Here is a 14,631-nt window from a genome sequence, read left to right on the forward strand (position 1 = left end):
GCGAGATTGCGACGAAGACATCCGCGGATGTCAGCTACTGGAAAAAAAGGTCACGCCTGAACGTGGGTGATCATAACCCGGTGAAATGCAGGGGCCGGCAGTTGCCTGCCGAACCCCCGCATTTCAACGCACGCTCTTACAGGTTCAGATACGGGATCTGGGTCGTAGAGAGTTGGGCCATCTGGGTCGCGGTCAGTGCGCTGATCTGGGCCTTGGTCAATGAGTTGACCTGAGAGGTCGACAGTACACCGATCTGGGCCGTGGTCAGCGAACTCACCTGAGCAGTGGTCAGGGCGGCAACGTCCTTGGTGGTGATTGCCGCTACCTGCGCAGTGCTCAGTGCCGCCAATGCTGTGGTGGAGATGCCAGCCACCTGTGCGGTGGACAGCAAGCCCACCTGTGCGGTAGACAGGTTGCTGCTCAGCGCACTGACCTGGCTGTACTTCATTGCAGCGATCTGGCTGGTGGTGAAGCTGGTCACCTGGGCGCTCGACAGGCCGCCGGCCTGGGCGGTGGTCAATGCAGCGATATCCGCCGCTTCGATCGCCTGAACCTGCGTGGTGCTCAGGTTGTTCAGCACGGTGGTCGACAGGCCTGCGACCTGGGCGGTCGACAGGGCGGCGATTTCCTTGGTGGACAATGCCTGCAGCTGAGTGGTGCTGAACCCGGAAAGCAGCGTGGTGGTCAAGCCTGCTGCCTGCGCGGTGGTGAGGGCGCCGATCTGGGTGGCGCTGAAGTTCTGGCCCAGCGAGCTGATCTGGGTGTACTTCAATGCCGCTACTTGGCCGGTGCTAAAGCTACCCACCTGAGTGCTCGACAGCGCGGTCATTTGAGTGGTGGACAGGAAGCCGATATCAGCCGTCGAAATCGCTGCGACCTGCACCGTACTCATGCTCGCGGCGATCAAGCCAGTGATCTGAGTCGAGGTCAGTGCGCCCACCTGGGCGGTGGTCAGCTTGGCGGTCAGCGTGCCCAGTTGAGTGGTGGTCAGCGCAGACAGCTGAGCCGTGGTGATTGCGGCAACACTGGTGGTGCCCAGCGCGCCCAGCTGAGTGGTGGTCAGCGACGAGATATCACGGGTGGCGATGGCGGCGACTTGCGCGGTGGTCAATGCAGCCACGGCGGTAGTGCCCACGCCGCCCACCTGGGTGGTGGTCAGTGTGCCGATCTGGCCGGTGGTGAATTTGGTAGCCAGCGTGCCAGCCTGGGTGGCCGACAGTGCAGCAACCTGTGCGGTGACCAGAGCGCCGACCTGGGCGGTCGTCAACGACGCCAGCTGGGTGGTCGACAGCGCGGCTACGTCTTTGGTGGAGATAGCCTGCAGTTGAGCGGTGGTCAGGTTACCCAGCGCGGTGGTCGACAGGCTGGCCACCTGAACGGTCGACAGGGCAGCGATGTCGTTGGTCGAAAGCGCTTGCAACTGAGCGGTGGTGAACGCGCCCAGAACGGTCGTGGACAGGCCGGCGGCCTGAGCCGTGGTCAACATGCCAACCTGGCCCGCAGTCAGGTTCGCGGCGAGGGTACCGACCTGAGCGGTGGTGAGTGCCGTGACCTGGGCGGTGGTCAGCGCGGCAACGCCTGCCGTTGTCAGGCCGCCCAGCTGGGTGGTGCTCAGCTTGGCGATGTCGGTGGTGGAGATCGCGGCCACCTGCGCGGTGGTCAGGGCCGCCAGCGCCGTGGTGGTCAGGCCCGAGGCCTGCACCGTAGACAGCGCACCGATCTGAGCGGTAGCCAGTTTGGTGGCCAGCACGCCGACCTGGGTGCTCGTCAATGCCGCAACCTGAGTGGTCACCAGTGCGTTCACCTGAGCAGTACTCAGTGCACCGACCTGAGTGGTCGAGAGCGCGGCGACGTCTTTGGTGGAGATCGCCTGCAGCTGGGCCGTGGTCAGGTTGCCGAGTGCGGTGGTCGACAGGCCGGCCACTTGTGCGGTGGACAGGGCAGCGATGTCCTTGGTGGAGATCGCTTGCAGCTGGGCGGTGCTCAGCGAGCCCAGCACGGTGGTCGACAAACTACCGGCTTGAGCCGTGCTCAGCGCGGCAATCTGGCTGGTGGACATGTTCGCGGCCAGCGCGCCGACCTGTTTGGTCGTCAGTGCAGCAACCTGAGCGGTTGTCAGCGAAGCGACGCTTGCGGTGGCAATGGCGCCCAGTTGAGCGGTAGTCAGCGCCGCGATGTCTTTGGTCGACACGGCAGCCAGCTGCGTGGTGGACAGTGCCGCCACGCCCGTTGTGCTAAGCCCGGCAGCCTGTGCGGTGGACAGCGCACCCACCTGAGCGGTGGACAGTTTGGCGGCCACGGTGCTGAGCTGAGTGCTGGTCAAGGCGCCGGCCTGCACGGTGGTCAGTGCGGCAACCTGAGCGGTGGAAAGGCTGCCGACCTGCGTGGTCGACAGCGCGGCGACGTCCTTGGTGGAGATCGCCTGCAGCTGAGCCGTGGTCAGGTTACCCAACGCGGTGGTCGACAGGCCTGCTACCTGTGCAGTCGAGAGCACAGCGATGTCAGCGGTAGAGATCGCCTGCAGCTGATCGGTGCTCAGGGCGGCCAGTGCGGTGGTGGTCAGGCCCGACACTTGTGCGGTGGTCAGTGTGCCGATCTGAGCGGTCGACAGCTTGGTCGCGATGGTGCCGACTTGCAGGGTGGTCAGCGCATGGATCTGCGCGCTGGTCATGGCCGCAGCGCCGGTAGTGGACAACGAACCGATCTGGGTGGTTGTCAGCGCGGCAATGGCCTTGGTGCTCAAGGCCGCCACCGGCGTGGCCGCCATGGCGCCCAGCACGGTGGTGGTCAAACCCTTGACCTGAATCGCCGACAGGGCGCCGATCTGGGAAGCCGTCATGTTGCTGGCCAGTGCGCCGACCTGAGTAGCGCTCATGGCGCCGATCTGGGTGGTCGAAAACGCAGCCACTTGAGTGGTGGTCAGCGCGGCAACCTGGGCGGCGGCCAGCGCGGCCACATCCTGGTTGTTCAATGCATTGAGCTGCGATGCGTTAAACGCTGCGATGGCCGCCGTGCTCAGCGACACAACATCTGCCGTCGACAGCACGGCAATCTGGCTAGTGGTTAAAGCGGATGCTTGGGCGGTGCTCAGTGCTGCAATATCAGACGTTGATAGTGCGGCGATCTGCTTGGTCGATAGCACGGCGATTTGAGCCGTTGAAAACGACGTGACGATGGATGTCATCGAGTTTGCATTCCTGATTATAAATTTATTGGCAGGCATCCTTGACTCACGCTTGCACCCCTGCAAGGTAGGCCCATGACCATTAAAAACTCGGTCGTCCGGGTTATCGACATGGCCTTTTGATACTTTAGTTATTTTAGATACATTTAGTAACTAGCACGAGACAAGCGGGGGCTGCGCTTATCATCATTGGTACATTGGCGTAAATTACTTTAAATTGTTTTTAGAGGATTGACATTTGGCTTTAGTCAAGAGAGCTAGAGTTGAGTGGCGCTTGGCCATTGGCCCGAACCACTCCCTCTAGCGAAGTGCGCGAGTTCACAAGAAACGATCGTGACTGCTACAGGCTTGAACGCGACCGGGCGGTCAGTATCCGCCGCAGCGGTCTGATGCGTATACGGTAACCGTCAATAAAGTTGTATGGCGCTCTGCTGCCTAACTAACTTATTTGCCGGAAATAGCCTCGCCGCCCTGCGTTACGCCCAAGCGTGACTAAGCCTGACGAGTAGGTGTTCTCGTCAGCTTAATGGCACCCCGGACTTGGATAGGGGTGACCACGCCAGCGTGCACGCACGTGCGATCGACGGCAACACACCGGTGGTCAAGGCCACAACACTCAGGAGGCTGGGTACCAACCTTAAAACCGAGCTTAAGTCAGCTGGCTTCGGAAATGTGCTGACGCGTTGCAGCAGGGCGGTCGGCGGAGCGGGCCACCTGGCGGGGCTTCCTGTTGAGGGCAATCGCGACCGTAACCAACACCACGAGAATGCCCAACAACACCATGGATGAGCCGGCAGTGCCGAAATCCAGGCCACCTTTTTCATAGGGTTTGGTCAATACATCGCCCAGCGTGGCACCAAAAGGCCTTGTGAGTACGAATGCCACCCAGAACAGCAATACCGAGGGAATCCGCGTCAGTAGCTTGAGAAGTACTACCACGGCGAGGGCGCTACCGATCAGAAGCGCGCCACCCGCGAAACCGAGCCCAGAATCATCAGCCAGAAAATCTCCGAGCGCGGTGCCCAGCGTGTTGGAAAAGAGAATGGCAAACCAGTAAAACAGTTCACCCTTGCGGGTGGTGATGCGGTCCACTGACAACGACCCTTCGCTGCGGTACCACGCCGCGAAGATTGCCAGCAGTATCGCAATCAATATGGCCGACCCTCCTGCATAGCCCACCTCCAGAGTACGGTCCATGAAGTCCGACATCGTGGTGCCAGCGGTGCTGGTTGACAGAATCACCAGCCAATACAATGCGGGATGGTAACGCTTGGCCGAAAGTTGCCCCACGAGTGTAGCGACGAACATACTGATGAGTATCAGAGAGCTTAAGGCATAGCCAACGTTCAGTGTCATCGACAGGAGATCCCCCGCTGTTTCTCCCAGCGTGGTCGCGCATATCTTCATCACCCAAAAAGCGAGGGTTATCTGCGGTAGTTTGTTCATTGCGTGTCTCGTGACAGTGGGTAGGGTAGGTTTTGGTAAAAGGATGATGCCGACAGAAATATGAAAAAAAAGTCAGCTCGACATCAAAAACCCCTGCCGCCCTTACCCGGCAATAACAGCGCCACACGCTTATTCCTTGATTTTTTCAGTGACCGCCGAGAGTGAGTCACCGACCTCTTGTACCACAGATTTCAATTTTGCTTTCGTGACTCCGAGCCTGACCGACCAAAACTGGAGTTCGGTCTTGTCACGCACGTTTATTCTTAAAAATGAGTTGCTGTCTTGCAGCGCTTTGCTCTTCACAAAGGATGCTCCCGCCTCCAATTAATATACAGTGGTCTAGCTCTTGCCCTCTATAAAGCAAACTATGGCCGCACCCGATGGAATCAGGCGCCGGTTCAAATTTTGTGTAAGCAGGGCGGCTTGTGTAAAGCGTAGTCTATGTTTCTTTTCTCAGTACATACACCCGCCATGAAGAAAATAACGGAAGCAACTCGAATACACCGACAACTTTCAGGCCTGCCTTTTCAAACTCTTGCTCTACCGTCTGTTGATCGAGTATCGAGCCGAAGCTCCACGGCGCTACCTGGGGTTTGCCGCGCCTTGTAACCCGCCTGCCCCGGTTCCAGGACGCGACATTCCCATCCACACAGGCAGAAATGATAACGGACTCCCGAGTCAGCCGATAAAACTCTCCGAGCAGGGCGAGCCGCTGCGTCGAGTCCAGGCCGGTTTCCCATAGGCCGATGCATGCAACGCAGTCCACTCCCCCTTGGGGCAGATCTATTCTGGAAAAGCCTGTTTTGAGCGGGTAGATATGCTCGGCTATAGACGATGGCTGCGCACCTCGCGTAGTGACGATCCTCTCGATATCAGCACCGCCAGCAATCAGCCTACGGTTTAGCTTCTCCATAATTACCGGCCAAAACCTTCCCACACTTCGAGATACATCGAGCACCAATCCTGGGTCATCAGCATGCATAAACGCATTGCGGACAACCTGATCAGCTCGATCATCCCAGAGATGGCTCAACGACGTGCGGCGCCTGGTGGGGCTCTGCAGGCGGCGCGTTCTGCCAGGGATACGTGCAAGGGCATATAAATTCGCGAGCATCATCATATCGACCTCGGCCAATGGTGCGGCCAAGTTAGTGGCTACGAGATCCTCTGGAGGTAAAAGACAAGTAAAAAAAGTGTTAGAGGGAGGCCCGGCGATCGGGTCAGTACGCCGCGCGAAATTTTCACAGCGCTTTCATTTTATGGTCACCGTCACAGCACCATATTGGCGCGCACTTATTCCGCCAAATATAACCGCCTGTACTTTCGTGCGTGTTTCAATATCAAGGAGGTGCTGCAATGCATCTTGAAAACGTATTTGCGCCAGGCCGACTCGCCGGCCTCTTGCCATTTCCCAAGCGTCGCTTCTGGCTTTGGGTCGCGTTCGTGTTGCTGGCTATTCCGCTGATAGGATGGATACTCCGAGCGCCTTCAGCCCACAACCTGGAGGAGGGCCGTTCAATCGCGGCAGCAGGTCTATTCACCGCATGGGCCCAAGGTAACGCCATGGTGGTCATGCGCCATGCGGAGCGTTGTGATCGCTCTCACAACGAATGCCTGGGTGACCCGGACGGCATCACGGTCGAAGGTGCAGACGTTGCTGCCAAGGCGGGTCGAGCGCTCCGGGCTCTTGGGATTAAAACTACCGATTTTCTGAGCAGCCCGCTTGTGCGCACCGTGCAAACCGCCCAGGCGGTGACGGGTCGGGACGTGCCTACCGTGGAATGGCTGCAGGACTGCCGGAGGCCATCACTCGAAGCGCTGCTGGCTTTGAAAAAGCCTGGACGTAATCTCGTGGTCGTGACGCACAGCGGCTGTATCGAGCACTACGAGCAACAGCTCGGCGTGGGCGGCACTCCGTCGAGTGGCTATGTCAGCGCTCTTTTCCTCTCAAACATTCATGACGATTCAGCGAAGGTGCTGGGGTACCTGGATGCTCCCGGATGGCAAACCCTTCTTGATCAGGCGGCAAAATCAAAATGATCGTGCAGTCCATCCCGACCGCAGCACAGTTCTTTATCCGGTACATTGGCATTCCTTTGCTGATTGGGCTGGTGACATTCCTGGTTTTCGACCTTGGGAACCTCGACCTCGCCTTCAGCAACCTTTTCTGGGACCCGGCGGCTGGCCAGTTTCCGCTCGAACACAATCATCTGTTCGAGAAAATCACCCACAAATGGGCGCGCGTCATTCCTGACTGGACCGGAGAAGGCGCCATAGTCGCGTTCCTCCTCTCCTTTGTATGGCCAGTCTTGAAAGGGTCCGGTGCTCCGGGGATTATCCGGCTGAGCGAGGCGATAAAACTTGGACCGGTATTACGTTTCGCCCATCGGCACCGTGTGGATGCGCTGTTTATCGTCGTGGCATTCGCTGCAAGTACAGGCGCGATTCACTATTTGAAAAGTCATACCAGCGTGTACTGCCCGGTAGAAACCACGCTGTATGGGGGCGAACACCTGCGCATGGAATGGTATAAAAACTTCGCCTTCTGGTCGTCGCCAGGGGAGGGCCGATGCTGGCCGGGCGGGCATGCTTCCAGCGCCTTCAGCCTTTTCGCGCTGTACTTTGTCGCCCGCCGTTATGGCTGGTGGTACTCCACCTTGCTGCTCGAGGGGATCATCGTGCTGGGTATGGTGTATGGCACCACCCGCGTATTGCAGGGTTGGCATTACATGTCCCATACGCTGTGGGCTGGCGTCACTGTATGGCTAGCCACCCTGGCCGTTGCAGCGTTGTTCTACACAAGGGCCCAGTTGCAGCAACCGTTGGTCGCGCCTGCCAGTAGAGTGCTAGCCCCGCTCGCAGACGCGTAGCCGACACGGTAGCAACCGAGGCGAAAAAAATGTAAACCGCTAATATGGCCAAACGCCAGTGTAGTAGGACGGTTGCTGTAGAGCGGATGCACCGTCGACAAAAGTTGCCACTGCGGGGGTATCGCCTGGAAGCACAAACGTACTAACTCTCAAAGGCTGTAAGGGTAGTCATTTAAAAAATAACCGAAACATAAAACGAAGCTATTCTCAATAAGTCAGGCGATACTTCAGCCTGGCCTCCGTGTTATCTATTGCAGCTATCCACCAAACAACGCTGCGGCGGCAACTTATTACCATACTTTTCACAAAAATTTTTCTTCAGCTTACCTAGACTCTGGCGAAACCGCACGCGTAACCACCTGGTAATCCGAGGTGGCCAGAACCAAGGAAAGTCACCAGCATGGCAAAGTTGCCACCAGCACGACCAGAGGCCGTAACGCTTGTTACCAGCGTCTTTCTACTAGCTGCCTTCAACCTGCCACTCTTGCGGCACCTTGCCAGCCTTGTCGAGCAAACCGGTGGTTGGTTAATTTCAGGGATTTTCCTGGCTATAGTGCTATTCATCTTTAACCTGGTACTGAACCTGTTGGCTACCCGGTGGACGCTGAAACCTTTGCTGATTACTCTCCTGCTGCTAAGTGCCGGAGCGACTTATTTCATGCAGGAATACGGCATAATCATCGATGTGGGTATGCTGCGCAATGTTATCGAGACAGATGTCGGCGAGGTAAAAGGGCTATTGTCCGTTGAATTCTTCGGATATTTGATAATGCTGGGCGTGATCCCTTCTGTTTTGCTTTGGCATCTCCCCATTCGATATCGCGCCTTGCCACGCGCAGTCCTCACCAAGCTTATCGTCATCGTGTCCAGCGGCGCCGTTATTGGCTTACTTGCGATCAGTAATTATCAAGGCTTGTCTTCCTTGTTGCGTAATCATCACGAGCTCCGGCTGATGGTCGTTCCAAGCAATGTAATAGGCGCAGCCATGGCATACGCAGGAGAGCAAGCTGTCACCGCACACCGTCCCTTCGAGCACGTTGCCATGGACGCTCGACCAGGGTCCGGCTGGGCCAAACATACACGTAAATCCTTGACTGTACTGGTTGTGGGCGAGAGCGTACGCGCCGGCAACCTTGGCGTGCTCGGCTACGGCCGCGATACCACGCCGGAGCTGGACAAGGTAGCGGGGATGCTGGCATTCACCAATGTCCATTCTTGCGGCACCGAGACAGCGGTATCAGTGCCCTGCATGTTTTCCAACCTGACCCGCAAGGGCTATTCGGCTGGCGCCGCGGCTAACCGTGAGGGGCTACTGGATGTGCTCAAGCGTGCCGGGCTCGATGTGATCTGGCTGGACAATCAGTCAGGGTGCAAAGGCACCTGCGCCCGTGTTGGCTACACCAATCTGGATAATTCCCCCGATGCTACCTATTGCAGTGATGGGGAATGCCACGATGAAATTTTGCTGCGTGAGGTGCCTAAACTGCTCGATAACCTTCAGCGCGATACCGTCTTGGTATTGCATCAAATGGGTAGCCACGGGCCGGAATATTTCAAGCGGGTGCCTGCAGGGTTCGATCATTTTCAGCCGATCTGCCGCAGCAATGCCTTGAATAACTGCACCCAGGAACAGATCGTCAACGCCTACGACAATACAATCCGTTATACGGATTACGTTCTAGCCCGCTTGATCACCATGCTCGACAACAGTAAAGGCAATGATACCGCGCTGCTGTACCTCGCTGACCACGGCGAGTCGCTGGGAGAATACAACTTATACCTGCATGGCACGCCATATCTCATTGCACCGGAGCAACAAAAGCACGTTCCATTGTTGGCCTGGTTCTCCGATGGCTATCGACAAGACTTCGGTGTCGATGTTTCGTGCCTGGAGGCGGCTCAACACCGCGCGCTCAGTCACGACAACCTGTTTCACTCCATGCTGGGGCTACTTCAGGTGAACACTGAGGAGTACCACGCGGATCTGGATATATTCAGCGGCTGCCGAAAATAAAGCAAAGCGGCAGATGAGATCTTGAACGCCCCGTCGAGTGACGGGGGCAAGGTCCAACCTGGTCAATGTTTCCTGAGTGATATCCAATCGCCATAATTTGGCGTTTTTTTGATTTACTACCCACAAGCGCTTCATGTTTGCTTTGGAAAAATAGAAAGCAGCCAGTCTCTTTTCGGTGTCCAGAATGACCAATTTGCCCAAGATCACGCTAGCGTTTTGGATCACGAAGATCTGCGCAACTACATTGGGTGAAACCGCTGGGGATCTATTGTCTACGACCCTTGATGTCGGGTATGCGCTCAGTTCGCTTATCCTTTTTACGGCATTTCTTGTTGCGCTGATGGCTCAGCTCTCCACGCGTAAGCACTACCCCCTGCTGTTTTGGATGGTGGTACTTGCTACTAGTATCATGGGGGCCACACTTTCGGACCTGATGGACCGTACCCTGGACATGGGATATGCCTGTGGCTCTGTATTCTTGATGGCGATCCTTTGGTTCGTGTTTGCCCTATGGTATTTCACCGAGGGTACGGTCTCGATCAGGTCGGTCCGCAGCCGTCGCTCACAGCTTTTCCTGTGGTGTGCAATCCTGGTATCAAACACCTTAGGAACCGCGCTCGGGGACTTTCTCGCCGAGGATTCGGGACTGGGCTTCGCCGGTAGCGCCGCGGTAATTGGAAGTACCTTGTTGTTGATTACCATCCTGCGTTACGGCTCACGGTTGTCAGCGGTCCTGCTGTTCTGGCTAGCGTTCGTCCTCACTCGCCCGCTCGGTGCCACCGTGGGCGATTACCTGACGAAGGGGGCCGAGCAAGGAGGGCTGGGCTTCGGCACTGCCTGCTCGTCAGCAATGCTACTGACCATACTGATAGCATTCGTAGGAATCGCAGCCTTGGTCATACGCAACCGCCGCGAGATCGGTACCCCTAAGGGAGCGGCCTGGATGTGCAAGTAGCTTGATAATCGGTGTGCAGGAGTAATTACCCACCCCTTAAACACATTTTCAGGTTTTGGACCGCTCACGGATCATGCAAGGCCAGGCATAACGAAATTTATTTCACGATTCGGGTAGCATCATCGCTGCGTGTGGAGCCGCCTGGCCCCAGGCCCCCCGGCCATGTATCCGATCCCGCCTCTGCGCCGCCATGCCCAGCTAAAGTCTTCGTACTAGCTTTGTGCAGGTACGCCGACATGAATACGATCTTCAACGTGCTCGATTACGGCGCCAAAGGTAATGGCATCGCCGACGACACGCGTGCCATCCAGCAGGCTATCAATGCCGCAGCAAGCGCTGGGGGTGGCGAGGTATGGGTGCCCCCGGGCACCTACCTGGTCAGTGGCCCCAACGCCGACGGCGCCTGCGTTACGCTCAAAACCAATGTTCATCTGGTCGGCAGTGGGCCGGCCGAAACCGTACTGAAACTGGCTGATGGTTCCAGCTCGAGCATCGACGGCATCGTTCGTGCCTCGGCACTGCACAACACGCTCAATGCCAGCGTTGCAAACCTCACCATCGACGGTAACCAAAGCCAGACCAGCGGCACTGTGCACGGCCTGGTCACCGGCACCGACACCAACCTCGATGCGCACACGATCAATTTCGCAGTGAGCAGTGTAGTGATGGCCAACTGCAGTGGCGATGGCTTGCTGGCCAATGCGCTCACCATTGACCTGCAAGTGAGCGACAGCCTGGCTGCGGATAACGGCAACGACGGCTTCAGTACACGTTTTTTGAACGTAAGCTACCAACACCAGAGCGATTCGGTGGAGTTTGTCGACAACGAGGCGGCCCGCAATGGCGGCGACGGGGTTGATTTCCAGTACGGCTACTTTTCGACGGTCGATAACCTGAAGTCTCATGAGAACGGGGCCAATGGGGTGGTGCTCCAATGGCTACCTCTCGACACCCCCTACAAAAGCGAAGCCCGGCTGACGTACGGCGATGTGTATGACAATGGCGGAGCAGGGGTGGTGGTGCGAACATTAACCCCCAATTTCTATTGGGTGGCCGCTCATGATAATGGTGCCGCAGGGTTCAGTTTTGAAGGTGCTTCCAGTGCTTACGTCAATCAGAGCGAGCTCAGAAATAATCAGCAGTCAGCCAGTGAAGGGGCTACGGCGGCGGAGCTGGTGGTAAAGGGCTATATGGACGCTGACGGCACACTGCACAGGGCTACCGGACGGCTGGACATTGTACTCAGTAGCTTGCTTGGCGAGGGCAAGGCTACCGTCGGCATTGCAGTGGAGGACAGCCTCGGCAACAGCCTCAGCCTGGTAACGCCCATTGTTATCGCGGAAACTGTCTTCAGCGGTTTCGAGAGCGCCACCACTGGCCTGGACAACCCGTTGCTTGAAAACTACATGATGAACCGCGTGTACGGTACGGATCAGGCCGATGTGCTCGACGCTGCGGTGGGCTCCGCGGCGTTGTTCGGCGGGGGCGGCAAGGACACGCTGGTGGGCGGTGAATTTGCCGATCGCCTCAGCGGTGGCGCTGACGGCGATACGCTGAGGGGTGGCGACGGCGCCGATGTGTTTGTGTTCGCCCAGGCCAGTGATAGTTCCCGGAGCGGGTCTAGCGCAGCCTTCGACACGCTTACCGACCTGCTGCCAGGTGTGGATCATCTCGACCTCACAGCGCTGGGCTTGCAAGGCGTAGGCGATGGCCTGAACGGCACCGTCGCGCTCAGCTATGACTCAAGCCAGGGCCTTACATACCTGCGCAGCCTGGCAACCGATGGCCCGAGCCAGGGCTTTCAGGTCGCATTGGCGGGCGACTATCGCAATGAGTTAAGCGGCGGCGATTTCGTCAGCCTGCGCCAAGGGACTGACCATGCCGATACGCTGGACGAGACGGCCGCTGGCGCGGCCACCGTGCTGCGTGGCGGGGGCGGTGATGATGAGATAACGGGCGGGGCGGCCGCCAACCAGCTGGTTGGCGGCGCCGGTGCGGATTCTCTCACCGGCAATGATGGGGTCGACGTGTTCGTGTACGAACAGGTAACCGACAGCTTCGTGAACGACCGCACCGGGGTAGCGTCGGTGGACGAGATCCATGACTTTGGCCCTTATGGCTTCGGGGATCGCCCTGACATGGACCGTATCGACGTGACGGCGCTGGGCTTCACTGGGCTAGGCGACGGGCACGGGGGCACGCTAGCCCTCACCGAGGGGCCGGATGCAAGCGTGCTGCTCCAGTCGCTGGATGCGGACAGCGACGGTAATCGCTTTGCCCTGCAACTGGACAAAGCCGCTGACCTCAGCCGGTACGGCATTCCCTTGACCGAAGGATTCTATTTCACGCCGGGGCCCGGATTGCCGACGCCTGCCCTGACGATTCACGGTACCCAGGGGAGCGACCTGATGGTCCACGGCGAAGAACACACGGAGATGCTGGGCGAGGGGGGCAACGACGTTCTGTACGGTGGAGGGGGCGACGATATCCTTGATGGCGGCCTGGGCCAGGACAAACTCCATGGCGAGTCTGGCGCGGATACCTTCAGGTTTGTCACCCTGGCAGACAGCGTGCGAGGTGACAACGACCTGATCACGGATTTCCTCGCCTTCAAGGATAAGGTCGATGTTTCAGCGCTGGGCTATACCGGGCTTGGTAACGGTACCGACGGCACCATAAAGCTGGTTTACAACAGCGACCTGGACCGGACCTATATCAAGAACTTCGATGCGGACGCGAGCGGCGAGCGGTTCGAAATTACCTTGCTTGGCGGCCTTGAGCGTCACCTGGGCGCGGAAAACTTCATCTTCGCGGAACAGGGGTGAGCCGTCTTCTGGCCTTACTGAGCGCCCGTAGCAGCCCATACTTCTGACTGAGTAGGTAAATTCCTCAACGGCATCATCCTTGCTGTCGACCACTCAGCGCCTTCCCCTTGGCGCTTAGCCTTAAGCTTGCCCTATACTGTACGCATAACCAGTATCGGAGCATTCCTGCCATGGACGACCCGTCAACGCCTCCATCACCCCCCGACCACGATCGGTTCGCCCTCGGTGTGCCGTCCCTGCTCGAAACCTGGAAGCACCAATGTACCTTGCTGGGCCATGAACTGGACGAAACCAACCGTGAACTGGTGGCCTGCCGCAAGCGCATCGCCAGGTTGGTGAAGATGCACGACACCGATCAGCAGCGGATAGCCAACCAGCAGGCCAGAATCCTCCAACTCGAGGCCGAGCAGAAGGTGCTCAGGGAAAAGCTCGTTGCGTTCACTGCCCAAGAGGCGTCCGGGAGGTCAGCGGCGATTTTCCAGAAGGCCTATACGGGGCAGCCCTAGAGCGAGGAGGGCCCGATGCTGGTTGAAACATGAACCCTTACCCCCTCGACGCCAGGCGCCAGGTCCTCTCGAAGCGTGAGCGCCGGTATCTCGTACTCGCCGCCATTCTGCCGCCGAAATGCAATGGGCGAGTCGCTCCATAACCCATCAAGCCTGTGTTCCAGTGCTGTGCAGGCCGCGGCGAAGCCTTCTTCGTCGACCTTGCTGGTACGGTAAATCACGAACGGCGGCAGCACCTCGAAACCCGGATAAAACAAAATGCCGTGCTGGATGGGGAAGAGCAGTTCGTCCAGCGGGCCATTGATGCCCCGCGGGCTGTAGTGGGAAGCCCAGCCGCCGGTGGTCACCATCAACATCGCGCGTTTGCCCGCCAAGGTGCCTTCGCCGTATCGGTCCCCCCAGTGGCTATCGGAATGCTCGCCTACGCCATAGGCAAAGCCATAGGCATATACCCGTTCTACCCAGCCCTTGAGTATCGCCGGCAAACTGAACCACCACAGCGGGAACTGCAGGATAATGGCGTCGGCCCACTGCAGCTTTTGCTGCTCTGCACTGATGTCCGCGCGTTGAGTGCCCTTGGCAAACGCGTCACGGGAATCTTCCGAGGGATAAAAGCGGGTGCCTGGCGAATGCGCGGTATTGTCGCCGGCATTCAGCGCGGCCTTCCAGTCCATGGCGTATAAATCCGACACCTGCACGCTGTGCCCCTGGCGCTCCAGATAGCGGACGGCATGGTCCTTCAAGGCGCCGTTAAGCGATCGGGGTTCCGGGTGGGCGTACACAATCAACACATTCATGGCGGTGCTCCAATAAGGCCGTGCGGGCATGATG

Annotated in this window: 11 protein-coding genes; 6 read left to right on the forward strand and 5 right to left on the reverse strand. The window is 58.2% G+C overall.

Annotation, left to right across the window (positions count from 1 at the left end; genetic code table 11):
* Window positions 1-136: 136 nt before the first annotated feature.
* From G7016_RS03605 to G7016_RS03620, 4 genes are all read right to left on the reverse strand, one after another.
* Entirely contained in the window at window positions 137-3,184 is a 3,048-nt protein-coding gene (locus G7016_RS03605) for a beta strand repeat-containing protein (protein WP_181111468.1), read from the reverse strand.
* 654 nt (window positions 3,185-3,838) lie between these two features.
* On the reverse strand, window positions 3,839-4,630 hold the full coding sequence (locus G7016_RS03610) for a COG4705 family protein (protein WP_181111469.1): 792 nt from the start codon (window positions 4,628-4,630) through the stop codon (window positions 3,839-3,841).
* Between the two features lie 129 nt (window positions 4,631-4,759).
* Window positions 4,760-4,933 (reverse strand): DUF3606 domain-containing protein, encoded by a 174-nt coding sequence (locus G7016_RS25470; RefSeq protein WP_181111470.1) that lies wholly within the window; start codon window positions 4,931-4,933, stop codon window positions 4,760-4,762.
* 136 nt (window positions 4,934-5,069) lie between these two features.
* A complete protein-coding gene (locus tag G7016_RS03620) occupies window positions 5,070-5,750 on the reverse strand; it encodes an SAM-dependent methyltransferase (RefSeq protein ID WP_181111471.1) in 681 nt (226 codons plus the stop codon).
* 236 nt (window positions 5,751-5,986) lie between these two features.
* On the opposite strand from G7016_RS03620, the gene G7016_RS03625 reads away from it, so the two are divergent.
* The 6 genes from G7016_RS03625 to G7016_RS03650 all read left to right on the forward strand — a co-directional run bounded on the left by G7016_RS03625 (window position 5,987) and on the right by G7016_RS03650 (window position 13,800).
* Window positions 5,987-6,670, forward strand: a complete 684-nt coding sequence (locus G7016_RS03625; RefSeq protein WP_181111472.1) for a lipopolysaccharide core heptose(II)-phosphate phosphatase PmrG — start codon at window positions 5,987-5,989, stop codon at window positions 6,668-6,670.
* Window positions 6,667-7,500: a phosphatase PAP2 family protein gene (locus G7016_RS03630; RefSeq protein WP_219856206.1), complete on the forward strand. Its 834-nt coding sequence runs from the start codon at window positions 6,667-6,669 to the stop codon at window positions 7,498-7,500. The genes G7016_RS03625 and G7016_RS03630 overlap by 4 nt, the downstream gene beginning before the upstream one ends.
* 400 nt (window positions 7,501-7,900) lie before the next feature.
* Complete coding sequence (locus G7016_RS03635; protein WP_181111473.1) at window positions 7,901-9,514, forward strand: phosphoethanolamine transferase; 1,614 nt, start codon at window positions 7,901-7,903, stop codon at window positions 9,512-9,514.
* A 184-nt stretch (window positions 9,515-9,698) separates the two neighbouring features.
* Window positions 9,699-10,469, forward strand: a complete 771-nt coding sequence (locus tag G7016_RS03640; protein ID WP_181111474.1) for a COG4705 family protein — start codon at window positions 9,699-9,701, stop codon at window positions 10,467-10,469.
* Window positions 10,470-10,705: 236 nt separating this feature from the next.
* Entirely contained in the window at window positions 10,706-13,294 is a 2,589-nt protein-coding gene (locus G7016_RS03645; protein WP_181111475.1) for a glycosyl hydrolase family 28-related protein, read from the forward strand.
* Between the two features lie 170 nt (window positions 13,295-13,464).
* Entirely contained in the window at window positions 13,465-13,800 is a 336-nt protein-coding gene (locus G7016_RS03650; RefSeq protein WP_181111476.1) for a hypothetical protein, read from the forward strand.
* On the opposite strand, the gene G7016_RS03655 is transcribed toward G7016_RS03650, so the two are convergent.
* Window positions 13,797-14,597: an NAD(P)H-dependent oxidoreductase gene (locus G7016_RS03655; RefSeq protein ID WP_181111477.1), complete on the reverse strand. Its 801-nt coding sequence runs from the start codon at window positions 14,595-14,597 to the stop codon at window positions 13,797-13,799. The two genes, G7016_RS03650 and G7016_RS03655, sit on opposite strands and share 4 nt — an antisense overlap.
* Window positions 14,598-14,631 lie beyond the last annotated feature (34 nt).

It is taken from the genome of Pseudomonas japonica (genome assembly GCF_013522925.1).
GTDB lineage: Bacteria > Pseudomonadota > Gammaproteobacteria > Pseudomonadales > Pseudomonadaceae > Aquipseudomonas > Aquipseudomonas japonica_A.